The organism is Psychrobacter sp. H26 (assembly GCF_059073035.1).
In genome coordinates, this window is sequence record NZ_JCACRW010000001.1 from 2,466,813 (window position 1) to 2,482,628 (window position 15,816).

Annotated in this window: 13 protein-coding genes and 2 tRNA genes; 11 read left to right on the forward strand and 4 right to left on the reverse strand. The window is 44.8% G+C overall.

What is annotated here, in order from left to right:
- Positions 1-53: 53 nt before the first annotated feature.
- Positions 54-806, reverse strand: coding sequence for a CAF17-like 4Fe-4S cluster assembly/insertion protein YgfZ (ygfZ, locus tag AC5JPT_RS10240; protein WP_493858012.1), 753 nt, complete (start codon positions 804-806; stop codon positions 54-56).
- Positions 807-1,213: 407 nt separating this feature from the next.
- On the opposite strand from ygfZ, the gene AC5JPT_RS10245 reads away from it, so the two are divergent.
- From AC5JPT_RS10245 to AC5JPT_RS10255, 3 genes are all read left to right on the forward strand, one after another.
- The gene (locus AC5JPT_RS10245) at positions 1,214-1,567 is read left to right on the forward strand and encodes a zinc ribbon domain-containing protein YjdM (protein ID WP_493843901.1); all 354 of its coding nucleotides are present in this window, start codon (positions 1,214-1,216) and stop codon (positions 1,565-1,567) included.
- Between the two features lie 106 nt (positions 1,568-1,673).
- Entirely contained in the window at positions 1,674-2,975 is a 1,302-nt protein-coding gene (hemL, locus tag AC5JPT_RS10250) for a glutamate-1-semialdehyde 2,1-aminomutase (RefSeq protein ID WP_493858013.1), read from the forward strand.
- 301 nt (positions 2,976-3,276) lie between these two features.
- Complete coding sequence (locus tag AC5JPT_RS10255) at positions 3,277-5,022, forward strand: AMP-binding protein (RefSeq protein ID WP_493858014.1); 1,746 nt, start codon at positions 3,277-3,279, stop codon at positions 5,020-5,022.
- 123 nt (positions 5,023-5,145) lie between these two features.
- Here the strand turns inward: AC5JPT_RS10255 and AC5JPT_RS10260 are convergent, their stop codons facing one another.
- Entirely contained in the window at positions 5,146-5,481 is a 336-nt protein-coding gene (locus tag AC5JPT_RS10260) for an Mpo1-like protein (protein WP_319052142.1), read from the reverse strand.
- Positions 5,482-6,176: 695 nt separating this feature from the next.
- Between AC5JPT_RS10260 and ppx the strand changes: the two genes are divergently transcribed.
- The 5 genes from ppx to AC5JPT_RS10285 all read left to right on the forward strand — a co-directional run bounded on the left by ppx (position 6,177) and on the right by AC5JPT_RS10285 (position 12,198).
- Positions 6,177-7,739, forward strand: a complete 1,563-nt coding sequence (gene ppx, locus AC5JPT_RS10265; protein ID WP_493858015.1) for an exopolyphosphatase — start codon at positions 6,177-6,179, stop codon at positions 7,737-7,739.
- Positions 7,740-7,920: 181 nt separating this feature from the next.
- A complete protein-coding gene (locus AC5JPT_RS10270) occupies positions 7,921-8,724 on the forward strand; it encodes an acetyl-CoA carboxylase carboxyltransferase subunit alpha (protein WP_493858016.1) in 804 nt (267 codons plus the stop codon).
- A gap of 234 nt (positions 8,725-8,958) precedes the next feature.
- Complete coding sequence (gene tilS, locus AC5JPT_RS10275) at positions 8,959-10,518, forward strand: tRNA lysidine(34) synthetase TilS (protein ID WP_493858017.1); 1,560 nt, start codon at positions 8,959-8,961, stop codon at positions 10,516-10,518.
- A 167-nt stretch (positions 10,519-10,685) separates the two neighbouring features.
- On the forward strand, positions 10,686-11,519 hold the full coding sequence (gene proC / locus AC5JPT_RS10280) for a pyrroline-5-carboxylate reductase (protein WP_493858018.1): 834 nt from the start codon (positions 10,686-10,688) through the stop codon (positions 11,517-11,519).
- 109 nt (positions 11,520-11,628) lie between these two features.
- Entirely contained in the window at positions 11,629-12,198 is a 570-nt protein-coding gene (locus AC5JPT_RS10285; protein ID WP_493852346.1) for a YggT family protein, read from the forward strand.
- A 107-nt stretch (positions 12,199-12,305) separates the two neighbouring features.
- Here the strand turns inward: AC5JPT_RS10285 and AC5JPT_RS10290 are convergent, their stop codons facing one another.
- Positions 12,306-13,100, reverse strand: coding sequence for a hydroxymethylpyrimidine/phosphomethylpyrimidine kinase (locus tag AC5JPT_RS10290; protein WP_493858019.1), 795 nt, complete (start codon positions 13,098-13,100; stop codon positions 12,306-12,308).
- Positions 13,101-13,444: 344 nt separating this feature from the next.
- Here AC5JPT_RS10290 and AC5JPT_RS10295 point away from each other — a divergent pair.
- The 3 genes from AC5JPT_RS10295 to AC5JPT_RS10305 all read left to right on the forward strand — a co-directional run bounded on the left by AC5JPT_RS10295 (position 13,445) and on the right by AC5JPT_RS10305 (position 14,722).
- Positions 13,445-13,534 (forward strand) — tRNA-Ser (locus tag AC5JPT_RS10295).
- Positions 13,535-13,717: 183 nt separating this feature from the next.
- Positions 13,718-13,794 (forward strand) — tRNA-Arg (locus tag AC5JPT_RS10300).
- A gap of 265 nt (positions 13,795-14,059) precedes the next feature.
- Positions 14,060-14,722 (forward strand): RDD family protein, encoded by a 663-nt coding sequence (locus AC5JPT_RS10305; protein ID WP_493858020.1) that lies wholly within the window; start codon positions 14,060-14,062, stop codon positions 14,720-14,722.
- A 100-nt stretch (positions 14,723-14,822) separates the two neighbouring features.
- Here AC5JPT_RS10305 and AC5JPT_RS10310 read toward each other — a convergent pair whose 3' ends face one another.
- Entirely contained in the window at positions 14,823-15,803 is a 981-nt protein-coding gene (locus tag AC5JPT_RS10310; protein WP_493858021.1) for a calcium/sodium antiporter, read from the reverse strand.
- Positions 15,804-15,816 lie beyond the last annotated feature (13 nt).

A 15,816-nucleotide genomic window follows, 5' to 3' on the forward strand; every position in this document is an offset into this window, starting at 1 on the left:
GCAGTTCTGTATCAAACCACTATCACCTTTGCCAAGTAGCTATATTGCTTAAGTTACTTTGGGCGCGCCACGTCCACTTGTAGTGCTGCTGGCAAGTCCAGTATGCTCAGTGTGCTTTCTGCCAATTGTTCAGGACGCGCCACGACAAGAGCGATAAAGCCATCGTCGGTCTTCATGGTGTTGACCACTTGGATTTTGTCCAGTTTGTCGCCTGCTACTGGTGCTTCGCCAGTGCCTTGTACATAGTGCAAAAATGCTTTGGGCGCAGATTTGAAATAAATACGAGCGATAACTTCTTGACCTAAATAGCAGCCTTTATCATAGTCCATACCGCCGCGCTGATGTAGACGTAGCTCTTGCGGTTGAAACTCACCTTGAGTCGCCGCCACGATCCAATAGTTGCCTGTGGCTATACTGCATGTCATCCACGCCTCAGTATCAGTGGCTGTATTATGATCTTCCTTGTGACTAAAAGTGGGTGCATCTGCCAGCACGCAAGGATAAATCGCAGTCGGCGCACTGGTCTCAAACTTTGAAAACGCGCCATACTTATTCAGATGCGCTTGCAAAGATGCCGCACAATCGCTGCTTATGACCACATCATAATGCTTTTCTGCTTGTTTCTTAATCCAAATGCCAAATTCGATACGACCTTTTAGGTTACCGATAGCGGCTGCCTGATAGCTGAGCCCAAGTTTGGTCACATCACAAGTCAATTGACCTTGCAAGAATTTTTCGGCGTCCTCACCTTGAATGGTCAGCTGTGAAAACTGCGGTAATACTGAGGTATCTGAAGACTGAGTCATTGTTATTATCCTTCTGCTAAGCGCTTAATTATTAGGGCATATCCCTAATTCAAATGTTTATAAATAAATGGGCTAAAAGACAACATCGAAGTGATAAAAAATTATACGCGCACTTTTTATATAGATGTCGTTGTTTATATAGATGTCGTTGTTTATATAGATGCCGTTGTTACTGACCATGTTACTAACTAAAAATGCACGCATAAATCGTTATAAGGTTAAGAAGAGTACCACAAAAATACAGTCACAAAAACGTCATCGCTAAGGGGTACATTAAAATGAGGGGCTAAGTGCTAAATTGGGTACAGTGTCCAATTTTCAACCGTACAAATTGGTTAAAGATGGTGAGTTACGGTACAATGTTGACTCTATATTGAACCCAATATTTGATGACTACCGAGGATATAATGAGCTTACCAAATTGCCCGAAATGTGATGCTGAATATACGTACGAAGATGGTGCGTTACTGGTATGTCCTATGTGTGCTCATGAGTGGACGGCGGCTGAGACTGATGCAGCACAAGCAGAAGAACAAGATGCATTGATTCGTGATGCGGTCGGCAACGAGTTGCAGGATGGTGATGCTGTTACGGTCATCAAAGACCTTAAGGTTAAAGGCTCGTCACTGGTCATCAAAGTCGGGACAAAAGCAAAAAGTATTCGCTTGTTGCCAGACGCAACCGATGGTCATGATATCGATTGCAAGCTCGACGGCTATGGTCCAATGAAGCTAAAATCTTCTGTCGTCAAAAAAGCGTAAATTGTAAAAACGTCTTGAAAGATTGGATAATAAACAAATATAAAACTAACGTTAATCAAAAAATACAGACCCTATAAAATACAACATCTACAAATAGAGACTAGCTATGAGTACTAAAAACGAACAGCTCTTTGCCCAAGCGCGCAAACATATCCCAGGTGGTGTCAATTCACCCGTACGTGCCTTTGCCGGAGTTGGTGGTACGCCGATATTTATGCACCGTGCCAACGGTAGCAAGATTTATGACACCGAAGACAATGCCTACATCGATTATGTGGGTTCTTGGGGTCCGATGATTTTGGGTCATGCGCATCCAAAAGTTATTGATGCGGTAAAAAAAGCGGCTGATGATGGTTTGAGCTTTGGTACACCAACGCCGTTTGAAACCACCGTTGCTGATAAGATTTGCGATATCGTACCAAGTGTCGAGATGGTTCGTATGACCAGCTCAGGTACCGAAGCGACTATGAGCGCGATCCGTCTGGCACGTGGCTATACCCAGCGTGACAAAATCGTTAAGTTTGAAGGCTGCTATCATGGTCATTCAGACAGTCTACTTGTGAAAGCAGGCTCAGGCATGCTCGATATTGGTGAGCCCACCTCAAAAGGCGTGCCAGCCGATTTTGCGAAGCATACCATCACGATTCCTTATAATGATCCGCAAGCGATTAAGGACTGCTTTGAAAAATGGGGTCAAGAGATTGCCTGCGTTATCTTAGAGCCTATCGCTGGCAACATGAATATGATCATTCCAGAGCAGGACTTTCACGATACGCTGCGTGCCCAGTGTACTGAGCATGGCGCAGTATTGATCTTTGATGAAGTCATGACAGGGTTTCGTGTGGGTCTTGGCGGTGCGCAGGCACATTTTGGTATCACGCCTGATTTGACTTGTTTTGGCAAAATCATTGGTGCCGGTCTACCTGTTGGCGCGTTCGGTGGTAAAGAAGAGATCATGTCTTGCATCGCGCCACTTGGCGGTGTTTATCAAGCTGGTACATTGTCTGGTAATCCGCTGGCCATGCGTGCCGGTATCGCGATGTTTGAAGACTTAACGGAAGCAGGTTTTTACGATGACTTATCTGCCAAAGTCGATCATTTAGTCGATGGTTTTCAAGCGGTAGCGGACAAACACGGCATTAATCTGCGTACCAATAAATTAGGCGGTATGTTTGGTATGTTCTTTGTCAAAGATGCTGATACTCAGACGCCAATGAACTTCGATGATGTGACAGAGTGCGACATGACGGTATTCAATACTTTCTTTCATGGCATGCTAGATCGCGGTATCTATCTTGCACCCTCTGCGTATGAAGCAGGCTTTATGTCGATTAAGCACAGCAATAAAGATATCGATGCGTCGATTGCTGCTGCTGATGAGATATTTGCAGAGATGGCGAAAGCTTAGTCTAGCTACAGTCTAGCTACAGTCTAGCTTTAACTTGGTTTGGCCATATAGTTATCAAGCTTCATAAACATTGAAAAGTTCAAAAGCCAGCAAAATCAAACGTTGATTTTTGCTGGTTTTTTTCGTTTAGTGGCTCTTGTCTTATAACTATTACAGAAGTAAAGGTGTATTTCTAAGGTTCGTTTATATCGATAATAGCGTGACTGATGCTTATACATTCAATCCCTGTGTGTCTAAAAAATAGACAATAAACTATGATACTCTGAGATAAATTCGGACAATAAAGCAAGGATGCAAAAGAATGAGTGATAGTACTTCTAGTAGCGTAGCGCCTCTATGGCAGACCACGTATGAGCAGTATGGTTTGGACAACAACTTGGACGTATTGGCAGGTAAGCAAAACCTGATTGACTTATTGCAACCAAAGATAGATCAGCACAGTAATCGTCCCGCTTTTAGTATGGGCGCTGCGACCCTTACTTTTGGTCAGTTAGACAGTGCTAGCCGCCGTTTTGCGGCGTTCTTACAGGCACAAGGTATAGAAAAAGGCGACCGTATTGCCGTACAGCTACCAAACATACTGCAATATGCCGTAGTACTGTTAGGTTGCTTACGAGCGGGTGTGGTACTGGTCAACGTCAACCCCATGTATACGCAGTATGAGTTGGCACATCAGTTGACGGATGCCCAAGCTTGCGGTCTCATTGTGCTAGATGGTATGAGCACGGCTTATGAGCAACTAGATGAAACGGTAAAAGCACAACTAAAATGGGTGGTCAGGTGCTCTATAGATCCTAGTATTTCTGATAACGATATTGCCTTGCTCAGTCAAATTGACTCAGCACAATCTGCAAGCACACATGAGCCAGCACATACCTCGACCCAGTCAACAACTGAGGCAGTAACCGAGTCATCAACTGACTCAGCAAAGCACAACATAATGTTTGCCCATGTTATGCAGGCGTATAGTGAGTCAGCGTTCAAAGGCGTTACGATAGAACGTGAAGATTTGGCATTGTTGCAGTATACAGGTGGTACGACTGGCAAGCCAAAAGGCGCTATGCTGACCCATTACAATGTCATGGCCAATGTTTGTCAGTGCTACGCAATGTTTGGCAAGACAATTGAAGCCAATCGTAGTGAGCAAATCAAAATCCTCAATCCTTTACCGCTTTATCATATCTTTTCATTTACGGTTTGCGGATTACTGGGTCTTTATGGCGGCTGGGAAGATGTCTTAGTCACCAATCCTCGTGATATCGATGGTTTGGTCAAAACGATTGAACAGCATCGACCTCATGTCATTCCTTCGGTAAATACTTTATTCATCGGTATGTTGCACCATCCGAAATTTGCCAGCCTTGATTTTAGCCGCTTGGCACTATCTATCGGTGGCGGTACAGCAATTATCAAAGCCGTCTCAGATCAGTGGCAGCAGGTCACGGGCATGATTATTAGCGAAGGCTATGGTATGTCTGAGACAGCGCCAGTTATTTCTTTCAATCCCTCTGGTGTTACAGCGTTCAATGGTAGCGTTGGACTGCCGCTGGCGTTGACAGACATTAATATCATAGATGAGAATGGCAAGACATGTCCGCTAAGTACGCGTGGAGAGGTTTGTATCAAAGGCCCACAGGTCATGCGCGGCTACTGGCAACGAGACAATGTAGATACCTTTACCGACAATGGCTACTTTAGATCAGGTGATATTGGTGTCATGAATGACGAGGGGTTTTTGACGCTCGTAGACCGCAAAAAAGACATGATACTGGTCTCAGGATTTAATGTGTATCCCAATGAAGTAGAGGCTACCCTGACCGAGCACCCTAAAGTATTGGAGGTGGCTGTGGTAGGCGTTGCAGATGAACATAGCGGTGAAGTGCCAAAAGCATTTGTGGTGAAAAAAGACTCAGACCTCACAGTAGAGGAGCTACAGGATTTTGCAAGCAAACGCCTCACTGGCTATAAGCGTCCGCAATCCTATGAGTTTATCGATGAGCTACCTAAGACCGCTGTTGGCAAGATATTACGTAAATCCTTAAGATAAAAAATGTGTCGTGTCGTTTATAAAAATGAGCTGACAGCAATAAAGCGATCAATAATAAAAAACTGGGCTACTAAAAATAGTAGCCCAGTTTTTTTGTCATTTGTCTCGTACGATAGCTGGTTTTTATCGTGCTTTATCGTACTTACGATTTCTTAGGCTCAGATTGCCTCGTAGGACATCGCTATACATACGGAAGTCGCTAGCAAAGCTTTTTAGTGGAAATTTAAAGGAAGCTGGCTTGTTTTTTTCAAAGAAAAAGTGCCCAACCCAAGCACAAGCATACCCAGCAGCGATACCTTTTACCAAAGGTTTCGCTGATCTGGTTTTGACAGACTTTGCCAGTCCCAATAAGCCAAAACTACTGCCTGCAAAATGCAGACGGCGACAAGCCATGTTTTGATGCTCGTCCAAATAAAAATCATAGAATGCTTGTTCAGATGGCGTCTCAGTTTTTACCATGTCTGTCTTGGTACTATTGACCTGAGGGCTTGCGATTTTGGTAGTATTTGTGGTGGCGGTTTGATTCATGCGACTAGCTTCCTTGCTGGCGGGTTTATCGGTGGTCAATCGAAGACGATTTATAAGAGAAATTTGAGCAAATAACTCATAATTTTGATGTCAGTTATAGGGGCATATAACCACTAAATAACGGTTTTCTATCATGTTATTGATAACTTTCAATGTAGCAAACCGCTATCACTAACACAAGCACTAGATGTCCAGTGCTTAGAGGATAAGTGTCAAGATAATAAGTGCCTAGCTGATAAATGCCAATATGTCCCCTTAGTCTAAAGAGTAGGTTTTAGAGGGAGTAAGCCTGTAGCAAACTTTGCCTAATGTTGCTCATGTCCCAATATTATCTGTACTCGATTTTCGATGATACTGCTTATTTGGCTGCCATTTATCTTATGATTATCGTCATTTATACCCTCAGTAGACACACCAATGATAACGCTGCTGTTTTATAGAATGGTTGGTTGTGTGCTCGCCATGATTTTACGTTGCTTGCGAGTGTTTGAGATAAATGCTTTAATGACAAAATTGCCCTGATTTTTGTAGATGCTGCTCTTTTCTACACATGTGGTTTCTATATCTATGTAGCACATGATTTTGATAAACTACACATTCTCTCTAACACGGTGACGACTTGTCTTATGCCTATTGACTATCTTGCAAATCCGCCTCTCAGCGATGATCAAATGATGGCCGCTATTGATATTGGTTCCAATAGTTTTCACTTAGCCATCGCTCGTCTGGATCACGGGGAAGTGCGTAAAGTAGTCTCCATGTCTGAAAAAGTGCAACTCGCTGCAGGATTGGATGAGAACAATATATTGAGCGACGCCGCTGAGCAACGCGGTCTGGACTGCTTGAGCCGATTTGTCGCGCGTTTGGATTCTGTGCCGCCAGAGCGTATTCGTGTGGTTGCTACCAATGCCTTGCGCCAAGCCAAAAACGCTAATGACTTTATTTCCCGTGCCAACAAAATCCTGCCAAAGCCCATTGAGACTATCGCTGGACGTGAAGAGGCGAGACTGATCTATTTGGGTGTTTCGCATACCAATGAGAGTAGTGATAAACGCTTGGTTATTGATATCGGTGGTGGCTCAACAGAGTTTATCATTGGTCAAGAGTTCGATCCGCTACTGACCGAAAGCCTGCAAATGGGCTGCGTTGCCTTTACACAAAAATTCTTTGCTGATGGTCTTGTTACCAAAGAAGCGTTCAATGACGCGATTTCAGGCGCGCGCAAAGAAGTCTTGGCAATAAATGGACGTTATCAAAAGACAGGCTGGAGCAGTGTGGTTGGCTCAAGTGGTACGATAAAAGCCGTGCGCAACGTTTTGGTATCTAAAGGATGGGCGGATGAGCAAGAACGCATCACCTACAAAGGGGTCAAAAAGTTAGAAAGACTGCTAATTAAGATTGGCAATATTGACGATATCGAACTAGAAGGCGTCAAAGATCACCGTAAAGCCGTGTTCCCTGCGGGCGTAGCAGTGCTGCGTGCCGTTATGAAAGTATTGGGTGTTGAGACTATTACCTACTCAGATGGGGCATTACGTGAAGGGGTGATGTATGACATGCTGGGACGTTTTGCAAGCGAAGACGTGCGTGACCGTAGTGTGCTTGCACTGATAAAGCGTTATTCAGGCGACAAAAAGCAAGCCAAGCAAGTGGTCAAAACCAGCCGCAATCTGTTTGAACAAGTAAAAGAAGCGCTTGATCTTACGAACGATGATTGCGACTTACTCAGACGCGCCGCGTTCTTGCATGAGATAGGTCTTGCGATCAGTCATAGCAGCTATCATAAGCACAGTGCCTATTTGCTTGAGCACTCTGATATTCCAGGGTTTTCGCAAGTGGATCAAAAGCGCATGGCGCAGCTGATGCTCAATCATCGCCGCAAGCTCAAAAGCGATATGTTAGATCAGACCTGCCAGGTTGGCGGCGAACAGCTGGTCTATCTGTGCTTGCTATTACGTCTTGCTGTCTTGGCACACCATAGCCGTAGCGATCATAAGCTACCAGATCTAGCACTCAAGGTCACAAGCGATAGTGAGTGGCAGATTACGGTTGCTGATAGCAGTGAACATTATGCATTTTTGTTGGCTGATTTGCGTACAGAGATTGACCAGTTTGCCAAATGGGGCATACAGCTGAGTGTGATTGAGGCCGAGGAATCCGAGCCGTTACCATTGTCAGTATCGAGTTAAAGAGTAACGTAACAAAAGCGGTGTCGCCGATAATGTCATGCTATATAAGATGTGCTACTATAGCTTCTATTGAGTTTACAACTGTACTTTCATTATCAAAAAATCGATAACGATATTATTTTTTAAACATAATTATTTTAAACATATATACACTAAGTATAATGAGTAAAAGGAAGCGTTTATGAGCACTGTCTGGGATAGTGTGCAGCTTGCACGACATGCCAAGCGTCCATTGTTTATGGACTATGTTAATCAGCTTTTTACCGAATTTGATGAGTTGCACGGTGACCGTGCTTATGCCGATGACAAAGCCATCTTGGGTGGTCTGGCGCGTTTTGATGGTCAGCCTGTGATGGTAATCGGTCAACACCGTGGCCGCAGTACTCGTGAGCGTATCGCCCATAATTTTGGTATGGCCAATCCTGAAGGCTACCGCAAGGTGATACGTTTGGTCAAAATGGCTGAGCGCTTTAATATTCCTGTGATGACCTTTGTCGATACTCAAGGGGCTTATCCTGGTATTGGTGCAGAAGAACGCGGACAAGCGCAAGCGATTGCAGAGAGCATTGCTGTATTCTCCAGTCTTCAGGTACCTGTAATCGTAACCATTATCGGTGAAGGTGGTTCAGGCGGCGCGCTTGCTATTGGCGTTGGTGACAAAGTAAACATGCTACAGAACAGTATTTACTCAGTTATCTCTCCTGAGGGCTGTGCCTCTATCCTATGGAAAACCGCTGAAAAAGCACAAGACGCCAGTGAGGCACTGAAGCTAAACGCCATTAACCTTTATCAAATGGGTTTGATTGATGCTGTTGTTGATGAAGGCGAGGGCGCACATCTACAGCCGCAACCTGTAATGGCTGCATTAAAAACCCTGATCACTGAACAGCTTGATGAGATTAAAGACTTAGACCCTCAAGAACGTTGTGAGTTACGTTACGAAAAGCTCAAGTCTTTTAATTCAGAAGTGATGTTGCCTTGCTAGTTCAAGACATGCTCTAAGCTTTTCATATTAGAGGCTGAGTCTTAGTGCTAAAATAAAAACGTGTCATTGAATGACGCGTTTTTTTTATGGCTGTTATTAGACAAAGCCTTCGATGCAAGGCCCCTAATACGAAGCCCCTAACACAAAGCATTTCATGCAATGTCTTAATTAATACAAGTATTTCTTTATCGGCACATCAATAAATATACAACCCCCTAATGACTAAGGCTGATTATGACCAGCAATGCCATCCTCCCATATCCTGTTAGATCCGTTGCCGATTTGCCGATTGATGACGTATTGGCAGACGCATTGTTGAGCAGTATGTCTGAGTATAGCGAGCTGTTGCATGGTCGTCGTCTTTGGTTGGCGTGTAGCGGTGGGCGTGACTCGTTGGCACTTGCAGCATTATGTGTGCAGCTCTACGACCAAGGGCGACTGCCATGTATGCCGCAGCTCTTACATGTCGATCATGGTCTACAAATGGACAGTCAGAATTGGGCTGCGCATGTTGCCAGCTGGGCACGAGCGCAAAATATACCTTGTTATATCCTACAAGCACACGTAGCAGGGCATGATGAACAGTCAGCGCGACAAGCTCGTTATGACGTCATGCGCGCACATATCAATCAAGACGATGTACTGCTATTAGGACATCACGCTGATGATCAAGCGGAAACCGTACTGATGCGCTTGATCCAGGGTGCTGGCGTTAATGGTCTGTCAGGCATCCAGCCATGGCGAGTACAAACGCAGCATGGACGATGTAATATACTATGGCGACCGTGGCTGACCATCAGGCGGGCGACTATCAGCACCTATGCGAAGCGCCTTGAACTGCCCTACATCGATGACCCAACCAATGACAGCGGCGATAATGTACGCAGTGGTTTACGCCGCGATATTATGCCCGTACTGGCCACGTACAATCCTAACATCGTTGATAATATTGCCCGTAGTGCACAGCTATTGAGCGATGCCCAAGCCACTGTCAATGTGCAAGCTGAGCAAGATATGCAGCAGACAGTCAATAAAAACCTACAACTGCCAGCTGCACAGCGCGTGCTCAATATTGATGCGCTACAAGCACTACCGATCTATCGTCAGCGCCAACTACTGCATCATTGGCTGGGGCAAGATGAGCCATTGCCACCTGCTAAGCAGCTCGTCGATGACGTACTAAATGTAAGCCATCGTGATGATCAAGACCACCAAACCGCGCTGTTTTGGCAGGGTCGTGAGCAATCCTATACTGTTCGCCGCTATCGTCAGCAGATCTATCGTCTGAGTAGCACATGGCTGTCTTGGCTAAATATACCAATCATAGAGCAAATGCTGCCATTATCTGGTCTACTCTCTACTGTGGACGACTCAGCTGATGACGGTTCGATCATATTGCGCCGCAGTATTGACTATGTGTGGCAGCTACAAATACGTCCAGATAGACTGGTAAAACTGCTAAGCGATCACACAGATGAGAGAGTATCAAAAGCGACAGTCAAAATAACCCCATTGGATAGCAAAAAGCGTCTCAAGACTGCACTGGCGACGCGTCCACAAGCGGGCAAAAGACTATATCAAACCCTAGGTATCCCAGTGTGGCTGCGACAAAATCTGCTGGTAATCAGTATCGCTTTTATCAATAAAGACGGTACCGAAAATGATGCGCCTATATTGCTCATAACACCATTTGAGAGTTGGGGTTTGACCTCTGAAAGCATGATGACTGATACTACACATCAGAAGTTAACTGAGTATATTAAAAGCAACCTAAGCCTACGTACTATAAACTAAAGATCGAGGTGCTTTGTACCGGCGCATTGGTTGTCATTAGCCTGAGGTCGGCACTCACAGTTTGAATTTATCAAACGATACTAGTGGCAGTATGATAAACTGAGTGTCGTTTTATATATCAAGATGTTAAGTTGAATACCTTTGAATGTTGTGACTAGGAGACAAGTATGTCGGTGTTAGATAATAAAAAAATCAGTTTTATTGGTGGCGGAAATATGGCGCAAGCGCTTATTAGCGGGCTTGTAGGCTGCGGCATCAAACCTGATCTCATCACGGTCGCCGATCCTAGCAGCGATGCACGTGAGCAACTGGCTGCTAAAGGCTTAAATACCGTTGACCCAATGGCTGATGCAACAGCCGCTGTCGTCGATGCTGATATCGTAGTACTCGCTGTAAAACCACAGATGATGAAAGTGGTTGTTAGTAGCTTTGCTGATGTATTAGACACGCAATTGGTCATTTCAGTCGCAGCAGGTCTGTCGACCGACCTGTTATCTAACATGTTAGGCGGCTATAGCAATATTGTGCGCGCCATGCCAAACACGCCCTCTATGATTCAGATGGGTGCGACGGGTCTCTATGGCACAGATAATATCTCAGCAGAACAAAAACAGCTAGCAACTGCGGTAATGGAAGCATCAGGACTGGTCATGTGGGTTGATGACGAAGAGCATATGCATGCGGTCACAGCCGTGTCAGGTTCAGCGCCAGCATATATGTTTTACTTTATCGAATCGATGGTCGATGGGGCCGTGGCATTAGGTCTAGACAAAGAACAAGCCTCAGCGCTTGCAATGCAAACCATGCTTGGTGCTGCAAAAATGGCGATGAACAGCGATGATGCACCAGCTGAACTGCGCCGCAAAGTGACGTCTCCGAACGGTACGACTCAGGCAGCGGTCGAGTCCATGCAAGCCAACGAAATTGGTCGTCAAATCAGCGAAGCCATGCAGGCTTGCTACGATCGTAGCCAAGCGTTAAGTGAAGAGATGAGTAAGTAATTACTGACACGCGGTATTGTAAGTTACGATAGCGCTTATGCAACCACCAGCTGATAATGACCTTTGTCATCCTAGCATCTGTTAATAATGTCCCATTGAGTAGCACTTCATGAACAACATGTTATTTCAAATTTTTGATTTGGTCACCACATTCGCTATGATGCTGGTGTTTATTCGTTTTATGTTGCAGTTTGCAGGGATGGATGCGAGCAATCCGATGATTGCGCCTGCCTACAAAGCGACTCATGTCGTCGATGTATTTGGGCGTATTTTTCCAACGGTAGCACAGGGTCGTATCAGCATTGCTGCTATTGTCCTTATGTTTTTAATTCGTCTGATCGACATCTCTGGAAAAGCAGCATTGACGCATCAAGGTATTGCCCCTGTACCGTTATTCTTTACGGGTACGACCAGCTTAATATTAGATTTTTTACGTATGTGTCGCTACTTAGTGATTGGCTCTATCATCGTTAGCTGGATCGTGGTGTTTACCCAATCTCAGCATCCTATCATTGGTATTATTATGAACTTAGCGGAGCCGATACTCGCGCCGTTTCGTCGTATTACGCCAAATCTGGGTATGCTTGACTTGTCACCAATGGTCGCTTTTTTTGCCTTTTACTTACTTGAGATATTTATTGGCGGATTGACTGCCAGTGTGATGCCAATGTTAGGGTAAACGTCATATCGTTTAATCCAAAAATATATAGTATAAAAAGGCGCTCTATGACATATAGAGCGCTTTTTTTATTTGCTGCATATGTCAGACAGGCTTCTATAATAGTGTTAAAAACTAACAAAGCGGTTGGGTATTAATTGAGCCTGAGCATCATTAGGGTGCGGTACGTCAGCTGCACGTAATGTCTGAATAATCCAGCTGTCTGCTGCTTTTATTGCATCAATCAAATTATCACCCATCGCCAAACGTCCAGCGATAAAGCTAGCAAGAGAGCATCCTGAGCCATGGAACTCACCATTTAGACGCGGCAACGTGCTTTTGTGTACCATCTCGCCCTTTATGTATAGGTACTGCTCGATATCACCAACTTCAAAATCGTGTGAAGTTTTTACCAGTACGGCATGAGCGCCTTGTGCGCACAGCTGCTTTGCCCCACTGTGTAAGTCCTGTTCACCACTTAATGCTCGAAGCTCGTGCGTATTTGGTGTGATTAAGGTGGCATAGGGTAGGAGCTGTCTAAAGGCACTCACTAATGTCTTTTCGTCACCCAAGCTACCACCGCTATTGGCAACCAATACAGGGTCCAACACAAAAGGTATGTCTTTGGAGATATTTTCTTCTGCAAATAAGCGTGTGAGCATTGCAATATTGTCAGTGGTGCCAAGCATGCCTGACTTGATAGCGCTCACTGGCAGATCATCAAGCACAGCAGTGGCTTGAGCCTGTACCAAATCTGCGGCGCAAGCGTCAAAACCAAATACCTGCTGTGAGCTCTGAATCGTGACTGCTGTGCAAGCGATGGCAGCATGTGCTCCTGTCTGTCCGATGGCCTCAATATCTGCTTGTAACCCAGCACCACCTGAAGGATCCAATCCTGAAAAACACAGTACGACAGGTCGCATAACCGCTCCTTTTATATATTTTGAAATAAGTAATAAATACTATAGCCACCTACTGCCAAAAAATCTATCGTAGTCTAGCGTTTATAGAGCAAGTAGCAAGTAGCAAAAACATCATCAACGATGACCAAGTAAGTAGTGATGCTTCGCTAAGAGATGGTACAATTTTTAGCAATAGTACGTGAGATAGGTGCTTATATCTTTAATTATGATAAAAGCTGCATTAAATTAGCAGACAAGGCTTGCAATTCATTTTGGCTTTGTTATAATACTCGCCCACGACATGAGACGTATTGTTAGCATCAATACTATGTTTATAGCGGTTTTATAAATGTCTTGATTCGTTAGGTGAAGTGGGTGAGTGGCTGAAACCAGTTCCCTGCTAAGGAACCATACGTGTAAGCGTATCGAGGGTTCGAATCCCTCCTTCACCGCCATTTATTCAGTTGTTATTAGAGTAGTAGCGCAGTATACTGGCGTTGAACATTTTAATGGTTAAATCAAAAAGTATTTTGTTTTTAATTAAAAAAGATGTTGACACAAGCGATATTATCTATATAATAGCCAACCTAATTTACTGAGATTGTTTTTAACAAGTCAGTAAATGATTTGCAAAATACGCGCCTGTAGCTCAGTTGGATAGAGCACTTGGCTACGAACTAAGGGGTCGGGAGTTCGAATCTCTCCAGGCGCACCATTTGCATAATCAACTAAATCAATCGCCTGTCTTATGACAATTGGCGGTTTTTTTATGTCCAAATTTTGTGTTGTTTAAAACCTTAAGTCGTCGTCTAAAGTTATCAGTGACTCCTTTGTAATTTGTCATCATTATCTTATGACTGATGTAGATGCATGGTGTCGGTCGCTAGCGTGATTGGACAGTCATTTAGGATAATGTACGACAGTCCAATAATTTACGGTACAATAGCGCTATTATTCACTGCTTGCTATGAGCTTGTACCATGTCAAAACGTCCATCTAAACGCCCGTCAAAGCCTACTCGCAATGCGAAGCCTCAGCCGAGCGCTTCTGTGCAGCAAAATCCCAATGAAGAGCCTACCATCGCTAAACCCACGACTAGAGTTGTGGCGATTCTTTATGATGGCATGCTGATTTTGGCATTGTTGTTTTTGGTGGGAACGATACTGACGGTAGTGGGAACGATTCTAACGATGGAGACGGGGACTGAGTCATCGCAGGCCCAGTCGCTACCGCTATGGTACCAAAACGCCATTATGACGCCGTCGTTTGTACTGACGTTGGTCGCATTCTATGGCATATTTTGGCGCCGCGGCGGGCAGACATTGGGAATGCAGACATGGCGATTGAAGACTATCAATGATGCTGGTCAATGGCTAACATGGGGGCAGTCGTTCAAACGTATCTTGTCAGCTTGTTTGATGCCATTACTTTTTGGCATTATTGGTAGTTTAGTCGATGGGTCACGCGCCGCCTTACTTGCCAGCGCGTTCCTTGGATTGGTATTTAACTATGTATTCTGTTTGTTCAACCCTCGCGGTCTGGCAGTACAAGACATGCTATCAAATACCATCACGCTAAAAATGCCAAAAGTAGCACACGAAGGGTTATGGCGCGGCTTTAGAAACCGTAACAAAAAACCGTAACATCATCCAATAGAACGCCTTTTTGCTAAACCCTAAACAGACCGTTTGAAACGATACCATCCAAATTATTGAAAGTTGGATGGTATAAGAAAAATGCTAGTTACATACTGACGCTTTGGATCAGCCATGCGGTATAGCCCACAAAGAAAAGTACCAATGTAGCGCCTGACAGACGACCAAATTGACGATTTTTCATAAAAGCAAACACGCATAGGGCGACAAGCAACACGGTCAGTAATCCCATCGCCATCACATCGCGTGAAAATATAATTGGATCAGCGGTAATAGGGGCAATCACGGTTGCCAAACCGACAACGGCTAACGTGTTGAAGATGTTTGAGCCAATGATATTACCTAGCGCCATATCATGCTCGCCTTTACGCGCCGCTGACAAGCTAGACACCAGCTCGGGCAATGAGGTGCCAACGGCGACAATCGTCAATCCAATGATAAGCTCACTGAGCCCCCACAGCGTCGCCAGCTCGACCGCACCCCAGACGATAGCACGTGAACTGATGACCAGCATCAGCATACCAATAAGTAAGCTGACAAGACCACGCGCCATACTTGGCTCTATGTGATCTGGATCAGTGCTCTCAACAATCACATCATCCTCATGCTCATGATACCCTTCACGGATACTCAGTACGATCTGTATCGCCAAGACGACAACCAAGAGTATCAGTAGCACAATACCATCAGCTTGGCTCAACACGCCATCACGTAGCTGCCACGCCGCTGTAGCAGTGATTAGGAGTAATAGAGGTAGATCGCGCTTTACGATACCCTTACGAATGATAATAGGGCTAATCAGTACGGTTGCACCGAGTACCAAGGCAATATTGATGATGTTTGAGCCGTAAGCATTACCCAAAGCCAGCTCAGGGCTGCCTTCAATTGCGGCTAATACTGATACCACCATTTCAGGGGCTGATGTGCCGATACCCAGTATCAATACGCCGATCAAGAAGCTTGGCACGCTAAACTTCTTTGCTAGGGCTGTCGCCCCATCAATAAAGACATCGGCACTCCAAACCAAAATTGCTAACCCAATCAGTATTGCAATCACTGCCAACCACATCAGTATGTTTCCT

Bases quoted from the DNA above. Each gene is read 5' to 3' on its own strand.
- AC5JPT_RS10305 (WP_493858020.1), top strand. From the start codon at position 14,060: ATGTCAAAACGTCCATCTAAACGCCCGTCAAAGCCTACTCGCAATGCG.
- ygfZ (WP_493858012.1), bottom strand. From the start codon at position 806: ATGACTCAGTCTTCAGATACCTCAGTATTACCGCAGTTTTCACAGCTG.
- AC5JPT_RS10260 (WP_319052142.1), bottom strand. From the start codon at position 5,481: ATGGTAAAAACTGAGACGCCATCTGAACAAGCATTCTATGATTTTTAT.
- AC5JPT_RS10245 (WP_493843901.1), top strand. From the start codon at position 1,214: ATGAGCTTACCAAATTGCCCGAAATGTGATGCTGAATATACGTACGAA.
- ppx (WP_493858015.1), top strand. From the start codon at position 6,177: ATGCCTATTGACTATCTTGCAAATCCGCCTCTCAGCGATGATCAAATG.
- tilS (WP_493858017.1), top strand. From the start codon at position 8,959: ATGACCAGCAATGCCATCCTCCCATATCCTGTTAGATCCGTTGCCGAT.
- hemL (WP_493858013.1), top strand. From the start codon at position 1,674: ATGAGTACTAAAAACGAACAGCTCTTTGCCCAAGCGCGCAAACATATC.
- AC5JPT_RS10285 (WP_493852346.1), top strand. From the start codon at position 11,629: ATGAACAACATGTTATTTCAAATTTTTGATTTGGTCACCACATTCGCT.
- AC5JPT_RS10290 (WP_493858019.1), bottom strand. From the start codon at position 13,100: ATGCGACCTGTCGTACTGTGTTTTTCAGGATTGGATCCTTCAGGTGGT.
- AC5JPT_RS10310 (WP_493858021.1), bottom strand. From the start codon at position 15,803: ATGTGGTTGGCAGTGATTGCAATACTGATTGGGTTAGCAATTTTGGTT.
- AC5JPT_RS10270 (WP_493858016.1), top strand. From the start codon at position 7,921: ATGAGCACTGTCTGGGATAGTGTGCAGCTTGCACGACATGCCAAGCGT.
- AC5JPT_RS10255 (WP_493858014.1), top strand. From the start codon at position 3,277: ATGAGTGATAGTACTTCTAGTAGCGTAGCGCCTCTATGGCAGACCACG.
- proC (WP_493858018.1), top strand. From the start codon at position 10,686: ATGTCGGTGTTAGATAATAAAAAAATCAGTTTTATTGGTGGCGGAAAT.